General features: G+C 63.1%; 23 protein-coding genes. 14 read left to right on the top strand and 9 right to left on the bottom strand.

Annotation, left to right across the window (positions count from 1 at the left end; genetic code table 11):
* Nucleotides 1-32: 32 nt before the first annotated feature.
* Complete coding sequence (locus MESCI_RS09360) at nt 33-1187, bottom strand: dihydrodipicolinate synthase family protein (protein WP_013529707.1); 1155 nt, start codon at nt 1185-1187, stop codon at nt 33-35.
* Between the two features lie 239 nt (nt 1188-1426).
* On the opposite strand from MESCI_RS09360, the gene MESCI_RS09355 reads away from it, so the two are divergent.
* From MESCI_RS09355 to MESCI_RS09290, 14 genes are all read left to right on the top strand, one after another.
* Nucleotides 1427-2485, top strand: a complete 1059-nt coding sequence (locus MESCI_RS09355) for a LacI family DNA-binding transcriptional regulator (RefSeq protein ID WP_013529706.1) — start codon at nt 1427-1429, stop codon at nt 2483-2485.
* A complete protein-coding gene (locus MESCI_RS09350) occupies nt 2482-2661 on the top strand; it encodes a hypothetical protein (RefSeq protein WP_013529705.1) in 180 nt (59 codons plus the stop codon). The genes MESCI_RS09355 and MESCI_RS09350 overlap by 4 nt, the downstream gene beginning before the upstream one ends.
* A complete protein-coding gene (locus tag MESCI_RS09345) occupies nt 2658-4259 on the top strand; it encodes an acyl CoA:acetate/3-ketoacid CoA transferase (protein WP_013529704.1) in 1602 nt (533 codons plus the stop codon). The genes MESCI_RS09350 and MESCI_RS09345 overlap by 4 nt, the downstream gene beginning before the upstream one ends.
* Nucleotides 4252-5028 carry an enoyl-CoA hydratase/isomerase family protein gene (locus tag MESCI_RS09340; RefSeq protein ID WP_013529703.1) on the top strand — a complete coding sequence of 259 codons (777 nt, stop codon included), beginning with the start codon at nt 4252-4254 and terminating at the stop codon, nt 5026-5028. Before MESCI_RS09345 ends, MESCI_RS09340 begins: the two co-directional genes overlap by 8 nt.
* A gap of 9 nt (nt 5029-5037) precedes the next feature.
* A complete protein-coding gene (locus MESCI_RS09335) occupies nt 5038-6549 on the top strand; it encodes an aldehyde dehydrogenase family protein (RefSeq protein WP_013529702.1) in 1512 nt (503 codons plus the stop codon).
* 57 nt (nt 6550-6606) lie between these two features.
* Nucleotides 6607-7860, top strand: a complete 1254-nt coding sequence (locus MESCI_RS09330) for an ABC transporter substrate-binding protein (protein WP_013529701.1) — start codon at nt 6607-6609, stop codon at nt 7858-7860.
* 101 nt (nt 7861-7961) lie between these two features.
* Nucleotides 7962-8918, top strand: coding sequence for a carbohydrate ABC transporter permease (locus tag MESCI_RS09325; protein WP_013529700.1), 957 nt, complete (start codon nt 7962-7964; stop codon nt 8916-8918).
* Complete coding sequence (locus MESCI_RS09320; protein ID WP_013529699.1) at nt 8915-9859, top strand: carbohydrate ABC transporter permease; 945 nt, start codon at nt 8915-8917, stop codon at nt 9857-9859. The genes MESCI_RS09325 and MESCI_RS09320 overlap by 4 nt, the downstream gene beginning before the upstream one ends.
* Nucleotides 9860-9863: 4 nt before the next feature.
* Nucleotides 9864-10979, top strand: a complete 1116-nt coding sequence (locus MESCI_RS09315; RefSeq protein ID WP_013529698.1) for an ABC transporter ATP-binding protein — start codon at nt 9864-9866, stop codon at nt 10977-10979.
* Between the two features lie 88 nt (nt 10980-11067).
* Nucleotides 11068-12570: a GMC oxidoreductase gene (locus tag MESCI_RS09310; protein ID WP_013529696.1), complete on the top strand. Its 1503-nt coding sequence runs from the start codon at nt 11068-11070 to the stop codon at nt 12568-12570.
* A complete protein-coding gene (locus tag MESCI_RS09305; protein ID WP_013529695.1) occupies nt 12567-13325 on the top strand; it encodes a 3-ketoacyl-ACP reductase in 759 nt (252 codons plus the stop codon). The genes MESCI_RS09310 and MESCI_RS09305 overlap by 4 nt, the downstream gene beginning before the upstream one ends.
* A gap of 12 nt (nt 13326-13337) precedes the next feature.
* Entirely contained in the window at nt 13338-14966 is a 1629-nt protein-coding gene (locus MESCI_RS09300) for a GMC family oxidoreductase (protein WP_013529694.1), read from the top strand.
* A gap of 17 nt (nt 14967-14983) precedes the next feature.
* Nucleotides 14984-15292: a Dabb family protein gene (locus MESCI_RS09295; RefSeq protein ID WP_013529693.1), complete on the top strand. Its 309-nt coding sequence runs from the start codon at nt 14984-14986 to the stop codon at nt 15290-15292.
* Nucleotides 15293-15438: 146 nt separating this feature from the next.
* On the top strand, nt 15439-16674 hold the full coding sequence (locus tag MESCI_RS09290) for an MFS transporter (protein WP_013529692.1): 1236 nt from the start codon (nt 15439-15441) through the stop codon (nt 16672-16674).
* Nucleotides 16675-16682: 8 nt separating this feature from the next.
* Here MESCI_RS09290 and MESCI_RS09285 read toward each other — a convergent pair whose 3' ends face one another.
* The 8 genes from MESCI_RS09285 to MESCI_RS09250 all read right to left on the bottom strand — a co-directional run bounded on the left by MESCI_RS09285 (nt 16683) and on the right by MESCI_RS09250 (nt 25779).
* Nucleotides 16683-17528, bottom strand: a complete 846-nt coding sequence (locus tag MESCI_RS09285) for an EamA family transporter (protein WP_013529691.1) — start codon at nt 17526-17528, stop codon at nt 16683-16685.
* A complete protein-coding gene (locus MESCI_RS09280; RefSeq protein ID WP_013529690.1) occupies nt 17525-18427 on the bottom strand; it encodes an endonuclease/exonuclease/phosphatase family protein in 903 nt (300 codons plus the stop codon). Before MESCI_RS09280 ends, MESCI_RS09285 begins: the two co-directional genes overlap by 4 nt.
* A 166-nt stretch (nt 18428-18593) precedes the next feature.
* Complete coding sequence (locus tag MESCI_RS09275; RefSeq protein WP_013529689.1) at nt 18594-20144, bottom strand: cation:proton antiporter; 1551 nt, start codon at nt 20142-20144, stop codon at nt 18594-18596.
* A 262-nt stretch (nt 20145-20406) separates the two neighbouring features.
* Nucleotides 20407-21471, bottom strand: coding sequence for an ABC transporter ATP-binding protein (locus tag MESCI_RS09270; RefSeq protein WP_013529688.1), 1065 nt, complete (start codon nt 21469-21471; stop codon nt 20407-20409).
* A gap of 16 nt (nt 21472-21487) precedes the next feature.
* Nucleotides 21488-22279: an ABC transporter permease gene (locus tag MESCI_RS09265; protein WP_013529687.1), complete on the bottom strand. Its 792-nt coding sequence runs from the start codon at nt 22277-22279 to the stop codon at nt 21488-21490.
* Entirely contained in the window at nt 22276-23070 is a 795-nt protein-coding gene (locus tag MESCI_RS09260) for an ABC transporter permease (RefSeq protein WP_224621361.1), read from the bottom strand. The genes MESCI_RS09265 and MESCI_RS09260 overlap by 4 nt, the downstream gene beginning before the upstream one ends.
* Nucleotides 23071-23257: 187 nt before the next feature.
* Entirely contained in the window at nt 23258-24364 is a 1107-nt protein-coding gene (locus tag MESCI_RS09255) for an ABC transporter substrate-binding protein (protein ID WP_013529685.1), read from the bottom strand.
* A gap of 242 nt (nt 24365-24606) precedes the next feature.
* Nucleotides 24607-25779 (bottom strand): iron-containing alcohol dehydrogenase, encoded by a 1173-nt coding sequence (locus MESCI_RS09250; RefSeq protein ID WP_013529684.1) that lies wholly within the window; start codon nt 25777-25779, stop codon nt 24607-24609.

Raw genomic sequence — 25779 nt, 5'->3', positions numbered from 1 at the left:
TTACGTCGATGATGAGAACCACTTTGCGCGCTTCAAACCCCCGCGACGGTGCAAAGGCTCTTCATCCTGGTCACCGCCAGTTCCGGATCGGCCAGCAATCCGGCCTGGTCGGCAAGGCGGAACACGTCGGCATAGTAACGGATGCCGCGCGCCGACTGCATACCGCCGACCATCGCAAAATGATCCTGATGGCCATTCAGCCAGGCCATGAAGACGATGCCGGCCTTGTAATACTCGGTCGGCGCCTCGAAGATCTTTCGCGACAGCGGCACGGTTGGTGCCATCAACGCGTCAAAGCCGGCGCGGTCGCCTTCCGCCAGTTTCGCCAGCGCCGCGTTGGCGACCGGCGCGATGGCGTCGAAAATACCCAGCAATGCGTGCGAGTGCCTTTTCTCGTCGCCGGCGATCAGTTCGGGATAATTGAAATCGTCGCCGGTGAACATGACGACGCCGTCCGGCAGACGGTTCCTCAGCGCGACCTCCTTGCCGGCATCGAGCAGTGAGATTTTTATCCCCTCCACCTTGCCAACGTGGCATTCGATGATGGCAACGACTGTATCGAGAGCGACCTCGAAATTCTCGCTGCCCCAATAGCCCCTGAGCGCCGGATCGAACATGTCGCCCAGCCAGTGCAGGATGACCTTGCCGGAGGACTGTGACAGGATGCGGTCGTAGACGCTGACATAGTCGTCCGGCCCTTTGGCAACTGCCGCCAACGCCCGGCTGGCCATCATGATAGCCTTGCCGCCGAGCCCTTCGATAAAAGCGAACTGCTCTTCATAGGCCTTGATGACGTCATCGATTGTTTTGGCGGCGGCGGGCGCCAGATGGTCGGTGCCGGCGCCCGAGGCGAGATCGGCGCCATCGACCGTGCGCGCCTCGGCGATCGAGCGGCGGATCAATTCCTGCGCATTTGCCCAGTCGAAGCCCATGCCACGCTGCGACGTGTCCATCGCTTCGGCGATGCGAAAGCCCAGCCGCCACAGATGGTGACGGAACGCCATCGTCCTCTCCCAGTCGATCACCGGTCTGGACCACGGATCGGTCATGGCGAGCGGATCGGCAACGACGTGCGCGGCGGCATAGGCGATACGCGAAAATCGCGCGCCGATGTCAGGCTGCACGGGCTCGCCAACCAGCGTGTACCGGGTGCTGCCGCCACCCTCACCAGGCAAGGAAATGTCCATCCATCGCTCCCTTCACAACGCTACTAAATGGAACGTTCCAATAAATCAAGGACCTTTAAGATTCGAACTCCCTGCAGGATGAAATGCTGCATTGCAACAAGAAAGCCTTATGGAGCATGCCATTTGAGTACGCACAATCGATGTTCGAGGCGCGGGAAAAATCCCGATTGACTCACGAGCGGAGCAGAGATTAGAACGTTCCAATAGTTTTGGGCCTGCAGTCGGGAGGATGCATCTGGATGGCCAACCGGGCCAAGGCGACGATATTCGACATCGCCCGCGAAGCGGGCGTGTCCAAATCGACGGTATCGCTCGTGCTCCAGGGCAGCGGACTGATCCGGCCCGAAACAGCGAGCAAGGTGCGCAAGGCGATCGAGGATGTCGGTTACGTCTACAACCGCGGCGCCGCCAATCTGCGCAAGGCGCACTCCAACGTCATCGGCATGGTCATCAACGATCTCACCAATCCTTTCTTCGCGGAGCTGGCGGTTGGCATGGAGCGGGTCTTCCAGTCGGCCGGCATCGTGCCGTTCATCGCCAACACGGCGGAAAATCCGGTGCGCCAGGAAGAAGTGCTGAAGTCGCTGATGGAGCAAGGCGTCGCCGGCCTCATCGTGTCGCCGGCTCGCGGCACGACGCCGGGCGCCTTCAGGCGGATCGAGACGGCAGGTCTGCCGGTGGTCTTCGCCATGCGCCGGCTTCCCGAGAGCCGCATTCCGGTCATCGCGCCCGACAATCATCGCGGCGCCTATCTCGCCACCGCTCATCTGATCGGCAAGGGACATCGCCGGCTGGTCTTCTTCGGCGGCTCGTCCGATCTCGTCGTCTATCACGAGCGGCTTGGCGGATTTCGCGAAGCCTGCGAGACGCAGGGCATCTCCGACCGCGACACTCTGGTCGTCGAGGGAGAGACCAGCCGCAGAGGTGGTATCGCATGCCTCGAAACCGCTCTCGCAATGGCTGAACCGCCGACCGCGGCACTCTGCTTCAACGACGCCGTCGCCTTTGGCGCCATGCTGGCGCTGCGCAAGCGCGGGCTTGAGCCGGGAGTTGATTTCGCCATCGTCGGCTTCGACGATGTGGCCGAGGCCGAGCACTACATGCCGGCTCTGACCAGCGTCGCGGTGGACTCGGCGGGCCTCGGCGAACGCGCCGCCCATGTCATGTTGAAAATGATCCAGTCACGCACAACACGGGCCGAAGACCATATCGGCGCGGTCAATCTGGTGGTCAGGGAAAGCTGCGGCCCGGATCGCCGCATTCGAAACAGGGCGGCCGGTTCGGGAGGCGCTGCATGAGCGTCAAATGGAGCTTGATCGGTGCCAGCACGATCGTCAGGCAGTTCATGATCAACGCCATCCGCGCGCAAGGCGAGGACAGCATCTGGTCATCGGCGTCAGTCGAAGCAGCATTGCAAACCGCGAAATCAGGCAAGGCGGTCGCAATCGAGCCTAAGCTCGGGAGTGTGAATTGAGCAAGGTGGTCTCCGCAGCGCAGGCAGCCGGCCTGGTCAAGGACGGCATGGTCGTGTCGGTGTCCTCGTCGAGCGGCCTCGGCTGCCCCGATGCGGTGCTCGCCGCGATCGGCGAACGCTTCGACGCAGAAGGCCATCCGAAGAACATCACCACACTGCACCCGATCGCAGCCGGCGACATGTATGGCATCAAAGGCATCGACCATCTGGCCAAGCCGGGACTGCTGAAGCGTACCTTGTGCGGCTCCTACCCGTCCGGCCCCTCCTCTTCCGAACCGCCGCAGATCTGGAAGATGATCGGCGACAATTCGGTCGCCGCCTACAACGTGCCGTCCGGCATCCTGTTCGATATGCACCGCGAAGCCGCGGCCAAGCGGCCGGGCGTGCTGACCAAGGTCGGCCTCGACACCTTCGCCGACCCGCGCCACCAGGGCTGCGCCATGAACGCCGCCGCCAGCGAGCCGATCGTTTCGGTGCAGCAGTTCGACGGCGAGGAATGGCTCTATTTCCGCTCCATCGTGCCGCAAGTGTCGATCATCCGCGCCACGTCGGCCGACGAGCGCGGCAACCTCACCTACGAGCATGAGGGCGCCTATCTCGGCGGCCTCGAACAGGCGCTCGCCGCCCGCAACAATGGCGGCATCGTCATCGCGCAGGTCAAGCGCGTCGTCGAGAACGGCACGCTGAAACCGCATGACGTGCGCGTGCCCGGCGTTCTGGTCGACCATATCGTCGTCGCGCCCGACCAATTGCAGACGACGCTGACACCCTACGACCCGGCGATCTCCGGAGAAATCTTCCGGCCGCTGTCGAGCTTCCGCACGCCGGAGATGAACGTGCAGAAGGTGATCGCGCGCCGCGTCGCCATGGAGTTACGCGACGGCATGGCCGTCAACATCGGGTTCGGCATTTCCGCCAATGTGCCGCGCATCCTTCTCGAGGAAGGCCAGCACGGCAAAATTACCTGGGTGATCGAACAGGGCGCGGTCGGCGGCGTGCCGCTGCTCGACTTCAAATTCGGCTGCTCATCGAACGCCGACGCCTTCATGCCCTCGCCGCACCAGTTCATCTATTTCCAGGCCGGCGGCTTCGACGCCTCGCTGCTGTCCTTCCTGCAGATCGATCGACACGGCTCTGTGAATGTTTCGAAGCTTTCGGCGCGGCCGCATGTCACCGCCGGCGCCGGCGGCTTTGTCGACATCACCGCACGGGCGAAGAAGATCGTCTTCTCCGGCTTCTTCAACGCCGGCGCCAAGCTGTCTCTGGCCGATGGCGGCATCCGCATCGACCACGAGGGCAGGGTCAAGAAGGTGGTCAACGAAGTCGAGCACATCTCGTTTTCGGGCAAGCGCGCGGTGGCGCAGGGACAGGACATCACCTATGTCACCGAACGCTGCGTGATGAAGCTGACGCCGGAGGGGTTGGTCGTCACAGAACTCGCACCCGGCATCGATCTGCAGCGGGATGTGCTGGCCCAGTCGGAAATTCCGTTGGCCGTTGCCAAGGACCTCAAGACGACACCGGCAGCCCTCTATCAGGAGCAACCGATAGGCCTGTCGCTGAATGGCGGCGCCTCGCTCGGAGGCGCGCGTGGCTGAGCCTCTCGTCACCTTCGAGCAGGATGGCGCCATCGGTACCATCACGCTGCGCCGGCCGGAGAAATTCAACGCACTGGACATTCCGATGCTGCGGGCGCTAGAGACGGCGCTCGACGCGGCCGAGATGGCCGAGGGCGTCCGCGTCGTGCTGCTGCGCGGCGAAGGCAAGGGCTTTTGCGCCGGTGGCGATGTCGAAGCCTGGGCGCAGATGAGTGCCGCCGATTTCCAGGTGCAGTGGGTGCGCTACGGCCATCGCGTCTTCGACCGCTTGGCGCGGCTGCGGCAGCCGACAATCGCCGTCCTGTCCGGCCATGCGCTGGGCGGCGGCCTGGAACTGGCTGCGGCTTGCGACTTGCGCGTGGCGGAAACACAAGTGAAATTAGGCTTCCCGGAAACCTCGATTGGCGTCGTGCCCGGCTGGTCCGGTACGCAGCGCGCCGTGCGCCGCTTCGGCGCGCAGACGGTGCGCCGCATGGCGCTGGGCGGCGAGATCCTTCTCGCCCCCGAGGCACTCGCCCTGGGCATCGTCGACCGGGTGGTCGCAACTGGCAACGCACACGAAGAAGCAAAGGCGTGGGCGGAAAAGATCGCCGAGCGCGGCCCGCTGGCGACGGAAGCCGCCAAGCTGATGATCGCGGTCGCCGAAGGCGAGGAAAGTGCCGCCGCCACCGAAGCGCTGGCCAGCGGCTTCATCGCCCTGACCGGCGATCTGAAGGCCGGCGTCGATGCCTTCAAGGCCAAGCAGAAGCCGGCCTTTTCGAGATCCTAGAGCAAACATATGAACGCACCCCTGAAGATCGCCATGCCGGCCGAGGCGGCCGAAGCCCCGAAAGGCTACAAGCTGCTGATCAACGGCAAGCATGTCGATGCCCGCGACGGCCGCACGATTGCTCGAAACAGCCCCGGCCACGGCTTCACCGTCTCGCACTATGCGCAGGCCGGTGAGGCCGAAGTGGAAGCCGCTGTGCTTGCCGCCCACAGGGCTTTCGAAACGGGTCCATGGCCGCGCATGAAGGCGGCCGAACGTGCCGCGATCCTGCTCAGGGCAGCTGATCTGATCGAGGGCCGGCTGGAAGACATCGCCCGGCTCGACGCACTGGAATCGGGCAAACCGATCGCCCAGGCACGCGGCGAGATCGGCGGCGCCGTCGACATCTGGCGCTATGCCGCCTCGCTTGCCCGCACCCTGCATGGTGAAACCTACGCGAATCTCGGCGACGCCATGCTGGGTGTCGTCCTGCGCGAACCGATCGGCGTCGTCTCGATCATCACCCCGTGGAATTTCCCGTTCCTGATCGTCAGCCAGAAACTGCCCTTCGCGCTCGCCGCCGGCTGCACGGCGGTGGTCAAGCCGAGCGAAATGACCTCGGCCTCGACCTTCGTGCTCGGCGACATCCTGATGCAGGCCGGCCTGCCCGCCGGCGCCGTCAATATCCTGGCCGGACTTGGCGCCGATGTCGGTGCGCCGATGGTCAGCCATCCGCTGGTCGAAATGGTCTCGTTCACCGGCTCCACCCGCGTCGGCAAGATGACGATGGCATCCGCCGCGCAGTCGCTGAAGAAAGTCTCGATGGAGCTCGGCGGCAAGAACGGCCAGATCGTCTTCCAGGACGCCGACCTCGAAGCGGCCGCCGATGCGGCGGTGTTCGGCGGCTTCTTCAATGCCGGCGAGTGCTGCAATGCCGGCAGCCGGCTGATCGTGCACGAGGCGATCGCCGACGATTTTCTCGGCGCCGTCAAGGCGCTTACCGCCAGGGTCACGGTCGGCGATCCGCTCGATGACCAAACCAAGGTCGGCGCGATGATCTCGTCCGACCATTTGGCCAAGGTGGCCGGTTACGTTGCGGCAGCCGCAACCGAGGGCAGCAGCATCTACAGCGGAGGCAAGCAATTGGCCTCCAATATCGGTCAATACCTCGATCCCACCATCATCCGCGGCGTCACCGAGGACATGGCCATAGCGCGCGAGGAAGTGTTCGGCCCGGTGCTCTCGGTGCTGACTTTTGAATCGATTGAAAAGGCGTTGCACATCGCCAACAACACGCCCTATGGTTTGTCGGCAGGCGTGTGGAGCGCCAGCATCGACACTTGCATGTCGGTCGCGCGCGGCGTGCGTTCGGGAACCGTTTGGGTGAACACGTTCATGGAAGGTTATCCCGAGTTGCCTTTCGGAGGCTACAAGCAGTCCGGTCTCGGACGCGAACTCGGCAAACGCGCCGTCGAGGATTATACCGAGGAAAAGACAATCCAGTTTCATCGCGGCCAGCGCACCGGGTGGTGGGTCGGCTGAGTTGAGAAGAACCCGGCGGCATCCGCCGGTCGTGTAATGCAACAAGGGAGGAAGTACATGTTGCGCAAACTGCTTATCGGAACGGCTCTCGCATCGGGGCTCGCTTTCGCGGCCCATGCCGAGGACGTCAAGGAAGTGCAGATGCTGCATTGGTGGACGTCAGGCGGCGAAGCGGCTGCCCTCAACGTCCTCAAAGGCGATCTGGCCAAGGAAGGCTATGCCTGGAAGGATGTGCCGGTGGCCGGCGGCGGCGGCGATGCCGCCATGACCGCGCTGAAGGCGATGGTCGCGGCCGGCAATTATCCGACCGCCTCGCAGATGCTCGGCTACACCGTGCTCGACTATGCAGCCGCCGGCGTCATGGGCGACCTGACCGAAACGGCGAAGAAGGAAGGCTGGGACAAGTCCGTTCCGGCAGCCCTGCAGAAGTTTTCGGTCTATGACGGCAAGTGGGTCGCGGCGCCGGTCAATGTTCACTCGGTCAACTGGCTGTGGATCAACAAGGCCGTCCTGGACAAGATCGGCGGCACCGAGCCGAAGACCTTCGACGACTTCGTTGCCCTGCTCGACAAGGCCAAGGCGGCAGGCGTGATCCCGCTCGCTCTCGGCGGCCAGAACTGGCAGGAAGCCACCATGTTCGACTCCGTCGTGCTGTCGACCGGCGGACCCGAGTTCTACAAGAAGGCCTTCAACGACCTCGATGACGAGTCCCTGAAGTCCGACACGATGAAGAAGTCGTTCGACAATCTGGCCAAGCTCGTCACCTATGTCGACCCCAACTTCTCGGGCCGCGACTGGAACCTTGCCACCGCCATGGTCATCAAGGGCGATGCCCTGGTGCAGGTCATGGGCGACTGGGCGAAGGGCGAGTTCCACGCCGCCAACAAGACCCCGGGCACCGACTTCCTGTGCTATCGCTTCCCGGGCACCGACGGCTCGGTGATCTACAACTCCGACATGTTCGGCATGTTCAATGTTCCCGACGACCGCAAGGCCGCCCAGGTCGCACTGGCCACCGCCACCCTGTCGAAGAGCTTCCAGTCGGCCTTCAACGTCGTCAAGGGTTCGGTCCCGGCCCGTACCGACGTTCCGGACACCGACTTCGACGCTTGCGGCAAGAAGGGCATCGCCGACCTGAAGGCAGCCAATGAAGGCGGCACGCTGTTCGGCTCGCTGGCCCAGGGCTATGGCGCGCCTCCGGCGGTCGCCAATGCCTATAAGGATGTCGTCTCCAAATTCGTCCATGGTCAGATCAAGACCTCGGACGAAGCCGTGACCGAGCTGGTCAAGGCGATCGACGACGCCAAGTAAGCACGCGCCAAAAACGCCTTCCCCGCTCCGGCGGGGAAGGCCCAGATCCGCGAACATAGATCCGCGAAGCTGGTTGGCCGCGAGTCGACGGGAGGAGCCCCATGAGCACGGTAGCGACAAGCCAGATCAAGCTGACGCCGGAGCATGCGCGGCCACGCGCCTCGGTGCGCTCGCGCCTGCAGGACGCATTGCCGAAGATCGTGCTGGCGCCGAGCTTCGGCATCACCATCGTCTTCGTCTACGGCTTCATCCTGTGGACGATTTATCTGTCCTTCACCAATTCCAAGACCTTCCCGTCCTATGTCCTAACCGGCTCGCGCGCCTATCAGCGGCTGTGGGGCTGGACCTTCGACACCGACCCGCCGTCGAGCTGGTACACGTCGATCACCAATATGGGTATTTTCGGTTTCCTCTACATCGCAATCTGCCTGGCGCTCGGCCTGTTCCTGGCCATCCTGCTCGACCAGAAGATCCGCGGCGAAGGCGTGTTGAGGCCGATCTATCTCTATCCGATGGCGCTGTCCTTCATCGTCACCGGCGTCGCCTGGAAATGGTTCCTCGATCCCGGCCTCGGTCTCGAGCAGACCTTGCATCAATGGGGCTGGACGAGCTTCCATTTCGACTGGATCAAGAACAAGGATTTCGTCATCTACACAGTGGTCATTGCCGGCGTCTGGCAGGCCTCCGGCTTCATCATGGCGATGTTCCTGGCTGGCCTGCGCGGCATCGACGGCGAGATCATGAAGGCGGCGCAGATCGATGGCGCCACCACCTTCCAGCTCTATCGCCGCATCGTCATTCCGCTGCTGCGGCCGATCTTCCTGTCGGCCTTCATCGTGCTCGCGCATCTCGCCATCAAGTCCTACGATCTCGTGGTCGCACTGACCAGCGGCGGGCCCGGCGGCTCGGCGTGGCTGCCGTCCAACTTCATGTATGAGTACACGTTCAAGCGCAACGAAATGGCCGTCGGCTCCGCCAGTGCGGTGATCATGCTGATGACCATCGTCGCCATCATCGTGCCCTATCTCTATTCGGAACTGCGGGAGAAGCCGCGATGAGCGCCGTCACCACTCCCGCCCACCAGGCCTCCGGCGGCGTCAACGTCAAGGTCATCAACCGCATCGTCATCTACGGGCTGCTGGCTCTGTTTGCGCTGTTTTACCTGATGCCGCTGTTCGTCATGCTGGTGACCTCGTTCAAGACCATGGACGAGATCCAGAACGGCAACATGCTGGCGCTGCCCAAGGCGCCGACCTTCGACCCGTGGCTGAAGGCGTGGGGCGAGACCTGCGTCGGCCTCACCTGCGCCGGCATCAAGGGCTATTTCTGGAACTCCATCAAGATGGTGGTTCCGGCCGTTCTGATTTCGACCATGCTGGGCGCGCTGAACGGCTACGTTCTGACCAAATGGCGTTTTCGCGGCGCGACGCTGGTGTTCGGGCTGATGCTGTTCGCCTGCTTCATTCCGTTCCAGTCGGTGCTGCTGCCGATGGCGACCATCCTCGGCAGCCTCGGCCGCTTCGGCGTCACACTGCAGAACTCGGTCGGAACGAGCTTCGGTCTCGGCAACCCGACGGTCAACCTGGTCTTCGTCCACGTCGTCTACGGCATCGGCTTCACCACGCTGTTCTTCCGCAACTACTACGAGGCGTTTCCGACCGAACTGGTCAAGGCGGCACAGGTCGACGGCGCATCCTTCTTCCAGATCTTCCGCCGCATCATGCTGCCGAACTCAATGCCGATCTTCGTCGTCACCGTCATCTACCAGTTCACCAACATCTGGAACGACTTCCTCTTCGCCTCGGCTTACGCCGGCACCGGCGACGCGATGCCGATGACGGTGGCGCTCAACAACGTCGTCAACACCTCGACCGGCGTCGTCGAATACAACGTCAACATGGCCGCCGCGATGATCGCGGCACTGCCCACCCTTCTCGTCTATGTGCTCGCCGGCCGCTACTTCGTGCGCGGTCTCATGGCTGGCGCCGTCAAAGGATGATCTGATGGCTTTTCTGGAAATTGATGGTCTGAGAAAGCGCTTCGGCCAGGTCGAGATCCTGAAAGGGATCGATGTCGAGCTCGAGAAAGGCGGTTTCCTGGTGCTGGTCGGCCCTTCCGGCTGCGGCAAGTCCACTTTGCTCAACACCATCGCCGGCCTGGAGACGATCACCTCGGGCGAAATCCGGGTCGACGGCCGCGCCATCAACGATCTGCACCCCTCCAAGCGCGACATCGCCATGGTGTTCCAGAGCTATGCGCTCTACCCGAACATGACGGTGGCCGGAAACATCTCCTTCGGCATGGAGATGCGCGGCGTGCCGGCGGCGGAGCGCCAGAAGGCGATCGACAAGGTGGCCAAGGTGCTGCAGATCGGCCACCTCTTGCAGCGCAAGCCGAGCCAGCTTTCGGGCGGCCAGCGCCAGCGCGTCGCCATGGGCCGGGCGCTGGTGCGCGACCCCAAACTGTTCCTTTTCGACGAGCCTTTGTCCAACCTCGACGCCAAGCTGCGCGTCGACATGCGCATCGAGATCAAGCGCCTGCATGCCACCACCGGCACCACCATCGTCTACGTCACCCACGACCAGATCGAGGCGATGACGCTGGCGACCAAGATCGCCGTGATGCGCGACGGCGAGGTGCAGCAGTTCGGCACGCCGGCCGAAATCTACAACAACCCGAGCAATCTCTTCGTCGCCGACTTCATGGGCTCGCCGGCGATGAACCTGATCCCGGCGACGATCGGTACGTCAGGCAATGCGTTGTCCGTCGTGCTGCAGCGCGAGGCGCGCGAGCCGATCAACCTGCCGATGGCCAATGCGCCGGCGGGCCTGTCGGCATTCCAGGGCAAGCCGATCATCTTCGGTGTCCGTCCCGAAGCCCTGACCGATCCGGAAGGTGCCGAGCGCAACGCCTCGCACATCGCAACCGCGGACTGTCACATCGAGGTCGTCGAGCCGGCAGGTTCGGACACCTTCGCCGTCACCAATCTCGGCGGCAAGGGCGTGGTGGCGCGGCTGCGCGCCGACGCCAACATTCAGCCGGGCACCAACACGCCGCTCGCCTTCAACCTGACAAAGGCGGTGTTCTTCGATCCGGCGACCGAGACCCGTATTCGCTGATGTATGTCGCCCAAAAGTGGATCCGGTTTTGGGGCAACGACATGCATCAAAACAAAAAACTAAAGCGCGTCGGGACGCGATTTAGGCCATGAGAAATCCGGACATCGTCATCATCGGCTCCGGCATCGGCGGCGCCACGATCGCTTCCGGCCTTGCCGGCAGCGGCGCCTCGATCTTGATGCTCGAGCGCGGCGAGCCGTTGCCGGCGACGCCGCACGCGCGCGACACGCGCTCGATCTTCGTCGACGGCCATTATAGGCCGAAGGAGATGTGGCGTGAGGCCGGCGGCGCCGCCTTCAACCCCGGCAATTATTATTATGTCGGCGGCAATTCGAAGTTCTATGGCGCGGTGCTGATCCGCTACCGCAAGGAAGATTTCGCCGCCATGGAGCACTTTGGCGGGGTCTCGCCGGCATGGCCGTTCTCCTATGAGGAATTCGAGCCCTGGTATTCGAAAGCCGAACAGCTGTTTCGCGTGCGCGGTGCACTGGGCGAGGATCCGACCGAGCCGTTCCATTCGATCCCCTACGCCTACAAGCCGGTGCCCGACGAGGCGCCGATCGCCCGCGCCCGCGCCGAGCTGAAAAACCTCGGCCTGCATCCGGCCTCGCTGCCGCTCGGCGTCGACATCGACACCTGGCTGAAAGAGGGCAAGACCGGCTGGGATGCGTTTCCCAACACCGGCCAGGGCAAGGTCGACGCGCAGACAGGACCGCTGACGGCGGCCCTGAAGGACACCAACATCCGGCTCGAGACCGGCTGTTATGTCGAGTACCTGGAGGCATCGACCGACGGCAAAACCATTGCTGCCATCCACTATCGGCAGAATGGTGAGCTGAAAAAGGTCGCGCCGAAACTGGTCATCCTCTCCGCTGGCGCGGTCAATTCCGCCGTCATCCTGCTGCGATCACCGTCTCCTGATGGCAAGGGCCTTGCCAACCGCTCCGATCAGGTCGGGCGCAATTTCATGAACCACAATTCCAGCGCCATGCTGGCGATCGATCCGCGCCGCCGCAACGATGCCGTCTACCAGAAGACGCTGATGCTCAACGACTACTATCTGTCCGACGGCAAGGGCGGTAAGCCGCTGGGGAACGTCCAACTGCTCGGCAAGATCGACGGCAACATGCTGCGGGCCAATGTCAAGTACACGCCGGGATTCGCGCTCGACTTCATGGCCGGCCACGCCGTCGACTGGTACCTTATGTGCGAAGACCTGCCCGACCCGGAAAGCCGCATCATGGTCGACGGCAAGGACATCATCATGCAGTGGCGGCGCTCCAACATGCAGTCGCTCGACGGGCTGAACAAGGTAATGCGCGAAAACTTCCGCGCCTGCGGCTATCCCATCGTGCTGTCGCGCCCCTTCGACAAGCGCACGCCGTCGCATCAATGCGGCACGATCAAGATGGGCGACGATCCGGCGACGGCGGCGCTCGACCCCTACTGCCGCTCCTTCGACCACCGGAACCTGTTCGTCGTCGACGCCGGTTTCCTGCCGAACTCGGCGGCGGTCAACCCAGCGCTGTCGATTGCAGCCCAAGCGCTGCGCGTTGCTGACCACATCCGCAAGACGGACCTCGTCGCATGACCCGCCCCGCCGCCATCGTCACCGGCGGCGCGCGCGGCATCGGCCTCGCCTGCGCCCAGGCACTGGCGGATGCCGGCTTCGATATTCTGGTCGCCGACCTTGCCGAAACAGCCGCTGACGGACTTGCCCCCGACATCGCCAAGCGTGGCGCAAAATTCGCCTATGTCAGGTGCGACATCGCGGACCTCGACACCCATACAGCACTTGTCGATGCCGCGATGCGCGCCTTCGGCCGCATCGACTGCCTGGTCAACAATGCCGGCGTCGGCGCCGTGGTGCGCGGTGACCTCTTGGACCTCAAGCCGGAGAATTTCGACCGCACGCTGGGCATCAACCTGCGCGGCACCGTCTTCCTCAGCCAGGCTGTCGCCAAGGCGATGCTGGCTGCGCCAGGCGATCAGAGATCGATCATCACCATCACCTCGGTCAGTGCTGAAATGGCGTCGCCGGAACGGCCGGACTACTGCATCTCGAAGGCCGGGCTTTCGATGTGGGTGAAGAACCTGGCGTTGCGGCTTGCGCCTGAAAACATCGGCGTCTTCGAAGTCCGGCCCGGCATCATCCGCACCGACATGACCTCAGGCGTGACCGCCAAATATGACGCCCTTATCGACGGCGGCCTGGTTCCGGCCAAACGCTGGGGCGAAGCATCGGACATCGGCGCGGTGGTGGCGACGCTCGCCGGCGGCAAGCTCGGCTTTTCGACCGGCTCGATCATCAATGTCGACGGCGCGCTCTCGGTGCCACGGCTATGAATGGATCAGGAAATGACTGACTATATCATCGTGGGCGCCGGTCCTGCCGGCTGCGTTATGGCCAACCGGCTGAGCGAAGATCCCAGCAATTCGGTCCTGCTGCTGGAAGCCGGCGGCAAGGACTGGCACCCCTACATCCACATGCCGGCGGGCTTCGCCAAGATGACCAAAGGCATTGCTTCCTGGGGTTGGTCGACCGTGCCGCAAAAGCACATGAAGGACCGCGTCTTCTGGTACACGCAGGCCAAGGTCGTCGGCGGCGGCTCGTCCATCAACGCGCAGATCTACACGCGCGGCAATGCCCGCGACTACGACGCCTGGGAGAAGGAAGAAGGCCTCGCCGGCTGGGGCTACCGCGACGTGCTGCCCTATTTCAAGCGCGCCGAAAACAACCAGCGCTACGCCAACGACTTTCATGGCGACCAGGGCCCGCTCGGCGTGTCCAACCCGATTTCGCCGCTGCCTATCTGCGAGGCCTATTTCCGTGCCGGCCAGGAGATGGGCATCCCCTTCAACCCGGACTTCAACGGCGCTGCCCAGGAAGGCGTCGGCTACTACCAGTTGACCCAGAAGGATGCCCGGCGCTCGTCCGCTTCAGTCGCCTATTTGAAGCCGATCCGCACCCGCAAGAATCTGACCGTCCGAACCGATGTGCTGGTGACGCGCATCGTCGTCGAGAACGGTCGCGCTATCGGCGTCGAGGTGGTCGACAGGCCGGGCGGCGAGAAGAAAATCCTGCGCGCCGAACGCGAGGTGATCGTCTCGTCCGGCGCCATCGGCTCGCCGAAACTCCTGATGCAGTCGGGGATCGGCCCCGCAGACCATCTGAAGTCGGTCGGCGTCACGCCGGTGCATGACCTGCCCGGCGTCGGCTCCAACATGCAGGACCATCTCGATTTGTTCGTCATCGCCGAATGCACCGGCGATCACACCTATGACAACTACGCCAAGCTGCACCGCACGGCCTGGGCCGGTCTGCAATATCTGCTGCTGAAGAAAGGCCCGGTGGCCTCCAGCCTGTTCGAGACCGGCGGCTTCTGGTACGCCGACCCGACCGCCGCCTCGCCCGACATTCAGTTCCATCTCGGCTTGGGATCCGGCATCGAGGCCGGCGTCGAGAAGCTGAACAATCCAGGTGTCACCCTGAACTCGGCCTTCCTGCGGCCGCGCTCACGCGGCACGGTGCGGCTGAAGAGTGCCGACCCGTCCGACCACCCGCTGATCGATCCGAACTACTGGTCCGATCCCTATGACCGCGCCATGTCGATCAAGGGGCTGCGACTGGCGCGCCAGATCATGCGACAGAGGGCGCTTGCCCCTTACGTGCTGCGCGAAGTGCTGCCCGGGCCGTCGCTCGCCAGCGACGACGAGCTGTTCGACTATGCCTGCCGCACCTCCAAAACCGACCATCACCCGGTTGGCACCTGCCGCATGGGCCATGACGACATGGCCGTGGTGACACCGGATCTGCGGTTGCGCGGCATCGAGGGCCTGCGCGTTTGCGACGCCTCGGTGATGCCGCGCGTGCCTTCATCCAACACCAATGCGCCGACAATAATGGTCGGTGAAAAAGGAGCCGATCTGGTCCTCGGCCGCGAGCCGCTGCCGCCGGCGGTGTTTTCCGGAAACCGGGCTGCTTAGCCGCTGAGGAGCAAGACATGATCAGGCACTGTGTTTTCGCTAGATTTCGCAATGACGTCGCCGCTACCGAGCGCACGGCGGTCCATGCCGATCTCGAGGCGCTGCGACAGCTGATCGACGGCATGGACGCCGTAAAATTCAGCGCCAATGTCAGCCCGGAGCCGTTCGCACGCGGCTTCACCCATGGCTTCACCATCGACTTCCGCGATGCTGCCGCGCGCGATGCCTATCTTGTGCATGAAGCGCACCAGCGCGCCGGCGCACGCCTGGTCGCTGCCCTGGAAGGCGGCACGGACGGGCTGATGGTGTTTGATCTCGAAATCTAGACTCACCATCAAGCCACGATCGAGTTCATCGACAGATGGCACCGGTCGCTCCTCATTGCACCTCAGCGGGCGTTCGATCAAATGAGCCGCGCGAAAAAGTGACCACCGGTCTTCCCTGAACTGGCTGATAATTCCTCACATCGATGATGGTGGAGGAGGAAGATTTGCCCCTTAATTCGCAGCAGAAGAAGACCGTCCTCGCCTCGTTCCTGGGCTGGACGCTCGATGCTTTCGATTTCTTCCTTCTGACATTCCTGCTCACCGATATCGCGACCGAATTCCACGCCGACGTGCCCGCGGTCTCCAAGGCGCTGTTCCTGACCTTGGCCACACGCTTCATCGGCGCGTTCTTCTTCGGCATGCTTGCCGACAAATACGGGCGCAAGCCGATCCTCATGCTCAACATCGTGAGCTATTCGGTGATCGGCGCGCTGGCCGCCTTCTCGCCCAATCTCGGCATCTTCCTCGCCCTGCGTGCGCTGTTCGGCATCGCCATGGGCGGCGAATGGGGGCTTGGCAGTTCGCTGGCCATGGAATCCATTCCGCCGAGCGCACGCGGCATGGTCTCCGGCATCCTGCAATGCGGCTATCCGGCCGGCTATCTGCTGGCGGCGGTGGTCTATGGCCTGCTCTATCAGCAGACGATCGGCGGCTACACGATCGGCTGGCGCGCCATGTTCCTGCTCAGCTTCGTGCCGGCGCTGATTGTGCTCTTCATCCGCTCGCATGTGCCGGAATCGCCGGCCTTCGTCGAAGCGCAGAAGACGGCTCGACCGGGCATGTGGGAAACCCTGCAGAAACACTGGGGTGTCGCGCTCTATGCCGTCGTGCTGATGATGTTCTTCAATTTCTTCAGTCATGGCACGCAGGACCTCTACCCGACCTTCCTGAAGAAGCAGCACGGCTTCGATCCGCATACGGTGAGCTGGATCACCATCGTCGCCAATATCGGCGCCATCGTCGGCGGCCTGGCGTTCGGCGCGCTGTCCGAAAAGATCGGCCGCGTCAACGCCATCACGCTGGCCTGCCTGATCGCCTTGCCATCGATCCCGCTATGGGCCTACTCGACCACGCCGTTCATGCTCGCCATCGGCGCCTTCGTCATGCAGGTCGCGGTCCAGGGCGCCTGGGGCGTCATCCCCGTGCACCTCAACGAGCTTTCGCCCGGAGCGGTGCGGGCGACCTTGCCCGGCTTTATCTATCAGGCGGGCAATCTCGCCGCGTCCTATGGCGGCCCCTATCAGGCAGGAATCGCGGAAAGCGCCGGAGGCAGCTATGGCTATGCCCTGGCGCTGTTCGCAGGCGTGGTCGCCATCTGCATCATCGTCGTCATCCGTTTCAGTCCGGAACGACGTGGCCAGCTGATGACCGTACTCAACTAGGGTCGAAATCAGCCGAGCCTGAGCGCAACGACACCGGCGACGATGCTGAGCGCGGCGGCACCGCGCCAGCCGGTCATTTTTTCGCCGAGAGCGAAGACCGAGATCATCATGGCAAATAGGATCGAGGTTTCGCGCAGCGAGGCCACGGACGCGATCGGCGCCTTGGTCATCGCCCACATGACGATCCAGTAGGCGGCGCCGCTGAGCACGCCCGTGAACAGCCCTGCCTTCCAGTCGCGCGCCAACACCGGCAGCGCCTTCGGCCCGCGGAAGATGAGGCACAGCACCAAGGCGCCAAAAGCATCGCAGATGAACAGCCAGGCTGCATAGCTCTGCGCGGTTGCCGCCAGCCGTGCGCCGCTGCCGTCGGACAGCGTGTAACTGGCAATGAAGATGGAAGTGCCCAGTGCGAAGCCAACCGCGCGCAGATTGAGTTTTTCCAGATGTGCGCCGCCACGAAACGACATCACCAGCGTGCCGGCCGACAACAGGAAGATGCCGAGCATGGCGAACGGGCCGGGAATCTCGGCAACGACGAACATGCCGCCAAAGGCCGAGAGCAGAGGTGCGGTGCCCCGCGCCAGCGGATAGGTCTGGGCGAAATCGCCCGCCTTGTACGCGCCGATCAGGAAGGTCCGGTAGCCCATGTGGAAAATGACGGAGGCGATGATGTAAGGCCACACTTCCGCCTTCGGCACTTCGACGAAAGGCAGCACCACGAGTGCCGCCGCGCCCATGCCGAGCGTCATCAGCGTGATCGACAGGAAGCGGTCGAGATGGACCTTGACCAGCGCGTTCCAGATCGCGTGCATGGCGGCGGCGGCAAGCACTGCGAAAAAGACGAAAAGCGTCATGTGGCAATGCCGGGCGTTTCCAGGTCGATGTCGACCCGCAACGGAAAATGATCCGACGCAACCTCGTCAATATCGGCACGGATCGAACGCACCCGCCCGGCGAACATGCCGCCGACGAAGCAATGGTCGAGCCGGCGCTTTGCCAGTCTGCCGTCGATGGTCTTCACATGGGTGTGGAAGTCCGGAACCGGCTCCCCGGCAACAGCGGCGGCATCGACGAAACCGCTGTGATAGGCGGCACCCCGATGGTAGGGCGTGCTGCCGACGATGCGGCGATATTCGGCGCTGCCCGGCTCCATGTTGAAATCGCCCATCCAGATCGCCGCCAGCGGGTTTTCCGGCTCCGCTTCGCCGCTGGTCCAGTTGCGCGTGGGCTCGTCGTCGACGCCGCTCCACGGCCCGCCGTCGGACGGTGCCCGGCGATGCTCGGCCAGGAGATAGTCGATCTGCTCCAGCCGCTCCTCGGCCGCGATATGGGCGAGATGCAGCGACAACACCCGCACCGGCCCTGCCGGCGTGCGGATCATGCATTCAAGTGCTGCATTGCGGGTGTTGAGCGGCCGCAGCGTGCGGCGCATCGGCAGCGCATGCAGCCGCGACCAGACGATCGGCAGTTTCGACAGCACCATGGTGCCGAACTGGCGGCGCCGGTTGACCAGGCGGCCGTCATGCCGCTCGCTGGCGTCCATGTCGAAGGCCGGGCCATAGACCCAGTGATAGTCGGGCAGCAGGCTGGAAAGCAGTTCCGGCTGATCGTCGAAATTGCTGCGCTGCCAGTGACGCTCGACTTCCTGCAGTGCAATGACGTCGGCGCCGGCAACGATGCGCGCGGCGCGCGAAAGATCGTAGCACCCGTCGCCGCCGAACCCGTACTGGATGTTGTAGCTGACCAGCTTCATTGCTTATCCGGCTCAATTTCGTGTTGGCAGTAGCGGTTCGATGCCACGGTTGCAATGTGCAGGAGAATGGACGTGGCTTGGACCAGCCTTGCCCCTGACCGGGATCATGCACCGATCCCGAAGCACTTCGGTATCTTCCGTGCGCCGGAAAACGGCGTGCGATGCCTCAAGTATTCAGCGGCTGGAACCGGCCGGGTGGCGACGCGGCCAGTTCGGTCCAGTCGATCTCTTCCTCAAGGCGATGATAGGCTTCGTCGCCAATCGTCTCGTTGCGGCGCAATTCCTCCAGCGCGTCGCGCTGGCTCTTGATCGCATAAAGACGCAAGCGGTCATATTCGGTCGCCGCCTGGGCATCGTCGGGGTTTTTGGCGATCTTGCGTTGAGCGGCATATTGCTCGCGCACCGCGGCCGCAGCATCCGATGTCTTGCCGCTCAATATGTCGAGCGCCGCCTGCATGACCACAACGCGCGCCTGCGCAACCTCGCGGTCGACCGTTTCGTCAGGATTGAGATTCAAAAGGCGCAGCAGCGGCTTCAGGCTCATGCCTTGCAGCACCAGCGTGCCGAGGACGACCGTGAAGGCAGCGAGCACGATCGGGTCGCGGGCCGGGAATTCAGCCGGCAGGGCGAATGCCGCCGCAAGCGTCACCAAACCGCGCATCCCGCACCAGCCGATCAGCACGCCGCCACGAAACGACGGAGCGTCACGCTGACGATCAGCCACGCCGAAACGGTCAAACCACCTGATGATCGCGCCGCACCCCAGAACCCAGACGAAGCGTGAGACGATGACGATGGCGAGCACTGTCCCGGCCAGGACGAATGCATCGGTCTGCCCCTGCCCGGCAAGCCGGCCGACGATCGTACGCGCCTGCAGGCCCATCAGCACGAAAGCCAGAACATTGAGCACGAAGACCGCCGTTTCCCAGACGGAATAAGAGCTGATGCGGTTTCTGGCCGGCATGCGGCGCGGCGCGGTGCGGGCGATCGTCATGGCATAGACGACTATGGTGATGATGGCCGACAGTCCGATCCTGTCGGCCAGGATCCAGACCCCGAACGTGCCGGCAAATTGCACCACAGTGCCGCTCGCCGGGTCCTCGATCCGGCCCAGCGTCATCAGAGACAACCGGCCAAGCAGATAGCCGGCCGCAAGACTGCCGAGCGTGGACAGCAGGATCATCGGAACGGCGCTGCTCAGCAGAATGGAGCCTGCTGCCGCAGAAATCGCCATTCGGTAAATCAGCAGCGCGGTGGCGTCGTTAAGCAGGCTCTCGCCTTGCAGAATGGCAGTGATGCGATGCGGCACCTTGAACTGGCCAAGCACGGCCGATGCCGCAACCGCATCGGGCGGCGCCACGATGGCGCCAAGCGCTATGGCCGCGGCAATCGGCAGACCTGCCATCGCCCAGCCGGCCAGCGCCACCGTCGCTGTCGTGAAAAGGACGGCACCAAGCGCCAGCAGCACAAGCGGCACCTTGTAGCGGTTGAGATCGCGCAGCGACGTGTCATAGGCGGCGTCGAGCAGTACCGGCGCGATGAACAGGGCAAGCGCCAGTTCCGGGTCGATCTCGATGGTCGGCACGCCAGGCACGAAGGCGATGGCCACCCCTGCCAGCGCCAGCAAAGAGGGATAAGGAACCTGCACGCGCCGCGACAGCGCCGTCAGCGCAACGGCGATCAACAGCAGAACGAGTGTCAGTTCGAAAAGAACCATGGCCTCTTATAGCCGGGAAGCGAGATTCTGGCAGCGGCAAAGCGGCTGGAAATTGTTGATTGCCCGGCAAGCTCGAGCCGGCAGAAAATACCTCGAATTGCTTCCTGACAAATCGCCGTCCACACCGACATTGAAATCATCTGATATGGGGCTCGCTTAAACGCGGACTTCCCTGCACTGCAGCCCATGCCACGCGGGCGGAAGCATCCTTGCCCCTTCGCTAACCGGGATACAGCCATTCATTCCAAACAAGCGCAGCAGCCTAGTGCAGCACGAGCATATCGCTCGAAGAAAACGAGATCTCGGCCTTCTCACCAACTGCGGGGGGCGGCGTTGCCGGGCTGTTGAACGTGTCGAGCGAGACCGTGTTGCCGCCGATGCCGACACGAACCCGGATGACCGATCCGAGGAAATGCACTTCGGAGATTTCTCCGGAAAGGCTGGAGTCGCGGCCGGGCTGGCGCCCAAGCGAGATGGCTTCCGGACGCAGCGCCAGGGACAGCGTGTCGCCCGACTTGGAACCGTTGAGCTTGCCCTTGAGCGAGACCTGTTCGGAATTGACCCGCACCGTGCCCGCGGCGGCATCGGTGACGGTGCCTTCCAGCACATTCAGCGTGCCGACGAAATTGGCGACGAACTTGGTTGCCGGCCGGTTGTAGATCTCGAATGGCGTGCCGACCTGCTCGGCCTTGCCGCCATACATGACGGCGATGCGGTCCGAGATCGACAGCGCCTCTTCCTGGTCGTGCGTGACGAAGATGGTGGTGATGCCGAGCTTCTTCTGGATCGACCGGATTTCCTCGCGCAGCGACACGCGCACCTTGGCGTCGAGCGCCGACAGCGGCTCGTCGAGCAGCAGCAGCTTTGGCTTCGGCGCGATGGCGCGGGCTAGCGCGATGCGCTGCTGCTGGCCGCCCGAGAGCTGGTAGGGATAGCGATCCGCCATCTGCGGCAGCTTGATGATGCCGAGCATCTCGGCGACGCGGGCATCGATGTCCGCCCTCGGCATGCCGGCGACCTTCAAGCCGAAGCCGATATTCTGCGCCACGGTCAGGTTCGGGAACAGCGCATAGGCCTGGAACACCATGCCGACATTGCGCTGGTTGGGCTTCAGTCTCGTAATGTCCTTGCCGCTGACGACGATCGTGCCCGCGCTCGGCTCCTCGAAACCGGCAACCATGCGCAACACCGTCGTCTTGCCGCAGCCGGATGGCCCGAGGAAGGAGACGAATTCGCCGCGCTCTACGTCGAGATTGAAATCCTCCACCACCGTGGTGGCGCCGAAAGATTTTCGAACGTGCTGGATGGAGAGGAATGGGTCGGCCATGGCGTGGTTCTCTCGATCAATTTGGGCGGTTCGCCGATTTCGGCGCGAAGCGGGACAGGATCTGGATCAGCGACATGCAGCCCCAGGTGATGGCGAAGGCGATCACTGCAAGGGCTGCGGGCTCGTATGCACGGTTGGCGCCGATGTTCTGCAGATACGGGCCGAAAGCCGGACGGCTGAGCAGGCTGGCCATTGTGAACTCGCCAATGACGATGGCGAAAGTCAGGAATGCGCCGGACAACACCGCGATCAGCACATTGGGCAGGATGACGCGGGTGATGATGGTGCCCCAGCCCGCACCCAGAATTTGCGCGGCTTCGGTCAGCGTACGCACATCGATGGTGCGCAGACCGGTGTCAACGGCCCGATACATGTAAGGCAGAGACAGCGTCGTATAGCCAATGACAAGCAACGCGTTCGCACCCCAATTGCTTGCCAAGAATGGCAGCGGCGAGTTCGAGCCGTACATCCTGATATAGCCGAAGACGATGACGATTGCCGGAATGACCAGCGGCAAAAGGGTGATGAATTCGACGATTGGCCTGAGCTGAGGCAGACGCAGCCGGATCCAGTATGCCGCCGGCACCACGATCAGCACCCCCAGGATAATGGTGCAGAGCGCAGCGATGACTGAAAAGAGGAAAGTTGACTGGAAGCGCGCGTCTCCCAGCACGACTTGATAGGCGTCGAAGGAGTGGACGCCGCGCCGCATGCGCAGCGAGAACTCGACCGTCGCCATCAACGGAATAAAGAAATAGGCAGCCCCGACAACAAAGACGACCCAGGCCCAGAACTTACCCGACTTCATTTGAGCCACCTTTCGGACCGAGTCCGAAACCAGATGTAGAAGACATTCGCAAGCCCGGTGATGACGATCATGCCAAAGGCTATGGCATAAGCGAGTTGCGGGTTGTGCAGCACGTCGCCATTCATCTGCGAGTAGAGCTTGATCGGAACGATATTAAGCGTCGGACCGGCAAACGCATAAGCGGTGGCGATGGCGCCGAAGGCGTTCGCAAACAACAGGATGACCGTACCGAGAAAACTCGGCCATATCACAGGGATGACAACCATGCGCCAGTACTGCGCCTGCGTGGCACCGAGCGTGGCCGCAGCCTCGCCCCACTCCTTCTTCAGGCCGTCGATGGCTGGCACGATGATGACCACCATCAGGGGAATCTGAAAGAACAGATAGACCGCGATCAGGCCGGTTGTGGTGAGAAAATTGAAGCCCATCGCGTAAATGTTGATGTTGAGCACGTCACGCAGAAGCGTCGTGACGATACCGACACGGCCGAGCGTAGCCAGGAACGCGAAGGCGAGCGGCAAGCCGGCAAAATTCGAGGCGACGCCCGAAAACGTCAGGGTCGCGGAGCGCGTCCAGCTTGGCAGTCCGCCGCGCACGATCGCGATCGCGATGGCGAGCCCGGCAAACGCCCCGATGATGGCCGACCAGAAACTGATCTTGATCGAAGACCAGTAGGAATTGCTGATCGACGGATCGCTGACCAGCTGCAGAATATTGTCGAGCGTGAACCCGCCTTCACCGTTCCGGAAGGCTCCCACGACGAGATAGAGCGTGGGCAGGATCAAGAACATTAGGGCAAAGATGAAGAACGGCGCCACGCCTATCCATTGCGTCGGCAAGCGGAAGGCGGTCGCCTCCTTCGGCGGCACCGGCTTGGTGGCGAATGCCTGATTTGAAAGCGAGAGATCGGTCATGCGCCGGCTACCGTCTTCGAGGAAGGACCGGGCGGCCTCGCGGCCGCCCGGTGGATTTCAAGTCTTACTTGACGTTGGCGCCGACAGTGGCGTCCCAGTTCTTGCTGATAGCTTCCTTGGCCTTAGCCTGCTCGTCGAGCGACGGGAACGCGGCCGAGGCATAGGATTCCGCCGGCGGCAGCTTGGCCAGCACGTCCGCCGGGATCTTGCCGTTCTTGGCGAGATCGTTGAAGCGGATCGGGTGGCAATAGCCCTTCAGCCAGCCGATCTGGCCTTCGTCGGAGTAGAGGTATTCCATCCACAGCTTGGCTGCATTCGGATGCGGCGCGTAGGCGCTGATCGCCTGCACGTAGACGCCGGCGACGACGCCGGTCTTCGGCACGATGACGTCGACGGGCGGGTTGCCCTTCAGCGTGTCGCGGCCGGCGAGCGCGTTGTAGTCCCAGTTGATCAGGATCGGGGTCTGACCCTGGGCAAGCGTTGCCGGCTTGCCCACGACCGGAACGAAATTGCCGGCCGCGTTGAGCTTCTTGAAGAAGTCTAGGCCAGCAGTGCCGGCAGCTTCACCGGCTGCGGCGCCACCGGAAAGGCCGGCGGCGTAGACAGCCTGGATGGCCTGGTTTGAAACGCGCGGATCGCCGGCAAGAGCGACCGCGTTGGCGAATTCCGGCTTCAAGAGGTCGGCCCAGTCGGTGGGCGATTCCTTGATCAGGTCCTTGTTCACCATGAACGACAGAACGCCGTAATAGTCGCCGTACCAGAAGCCGTCGGCATCCTTGGCGCTGTCGGGGATCGAGTCCCAGGTCGACACCTTGTAAGGCTGGATCAGGCCATCGGCCTTGGCGGTCGGGCCGAAGGACAGGCCGACGTCGATGACGTCGGGCGCCTGCGGGCCCTTGTTGTCCTTGTTGGCCTTGATCGCCTCGACCTCGTCGCCGGAGCCGGCGTCGGGGTTGAGTTCGTTGACGGTGATTTCCGGATACTTCGCCTTGAAACCTGCGATGACATCGCCATAGCCGCACCAGTCATGCGGCAGCGCGATGGTGGTGAGCTGGCCTTCCGCTTTGGCGGCCTTGACGAGATCGTCCAGCGAATCCGCGGACGAAATCACCGTCGACGCGAAAAGCGCCGCGGCCGAAAGGGAAAGCACTTTCCCCGTGAACTTGAACATGTGTTCTCTCCGTTGAACTGACGCCGTTGGACGCCTGCGATGCGGTATCGTTTTCATGTGACAGCCAGATGAAAGCTTTGTGAAAGCGGCTGCTCGCAGTGCGAAAAAGTAAACTCTTTTTAACCTGATGTAGCAATCGCTCCGCGATTCTTTTTCCGGCTAACTAGTTTGTGCCTTGCCCGTCATCCTCCCCCTTGTTTTCATAGCCCCTTTTCAGATCACTTTGCGGCGCGGAAAACGCCTCAGACCGTGCCGGCAATGGCGTTTTCGAGCAAGGTCAGCGCCGCCTTCTTGGTCAGCTTGACCGGGTTACCGCCGGCGGTCGGATCGACCACCGCCATGTCGGCGATCAGCGCCTTGCGTTTCTTGTCCATGTCGAGCCCCTTGATAAGGCCCGGCAGCGCATGCGGCACCTTCAATTCCTTGCGCAGCTTGATAATCGCCTTGGCGAACCCGTCGAAGCCGCCCTTGATGCCGCAATAGGCGGCGAGCCGGCCGATACGCTCCTCGATGGAGTCACGGTTGAAGGCGAGCACATAGGGCATGAACACCGCATTGGTCATGCCGTGATGGGTGTCATAGAGCGCACCGACCGGATGCGACAGCGAATGGATGGCGCCGAGCCCCTTCTGGAAGGCAGTGGCGCCCATGGCGGCGGCGCTCATCATGTGGGCGCGCGCGACGAGATCCCTGCCGTTGGCATAGGCCTTCGGCAGGTTCTCGAAGACCAGCCTCACACCTTCGACGGCGATGCCGTCGGCCATCGGATGATAGCCCGGCGCGCAATAGGCCTCGAGACAGTGGGCGAGCGCATCCATGCCGGTGCCGGCGGTGATGAAGCCGGGCATGCCGACCGACAGCTCCGGATCGGCAATAACGATTGCTGGCAAAAGTTTCGGATGGAAGATGACCTTCTTGGTGTGCGTCGCCTCATTGGTGATAACGCCGGCGCGGCCAACTTCCGATCCGGTCCCGGCGGTGGTCGGCACGGCGATGATCGGCGCGATGGCGTCCGAATTGGCGCGCGTCCACCAGTCGTCGACATCCTCGAAATCCCATACCGGCCTGACCTGCCCGGCCTGGAAGGCGATCAGCTTGCCGAGATCGAGCGCCGAACCGCCGCCGAAGGCGATGACGCCGTCATGCTTGCCCTTCTTGAACACGGCGATGCCGGCGGTCAGATTGGACTCGACCGGGTTAGGCCTGACCTCGGAGAAGACGCCGTAGGGAACCTTGGCGTCGTCGAGTATCTTCAGCGTCGAGGCGACGACCGGCAGTTTCGCCAGTCCAGGGTCGGTGACGAACAACGGCCGCTTGATGCCGGTGGCCGCCAGCACCTCAGGCAATTCCTTGATGCGGCCGGCGCCGAAGCGGACGGTGGTGGGGTAGTTCCATTTGGAGATCAGCTTGGACAT

It is taken from the genome of Mesorhizobium ciceri biovar biserrulae WSM1271, assembly GCF_000185905.1.
In the GTDB taxonomy this organism is placed as follows: Bacteria; Pseudomonadota; Alphaproteobacteria; order Rhizobiales; family Rhizobiaceae; genus Mesorhizobium; species Mesorhizobium ciceri.
Note: the sequence above shows the minus strand (reverse complement) of the source record. Positions and strands in the feature narration are given on the sequence as shown.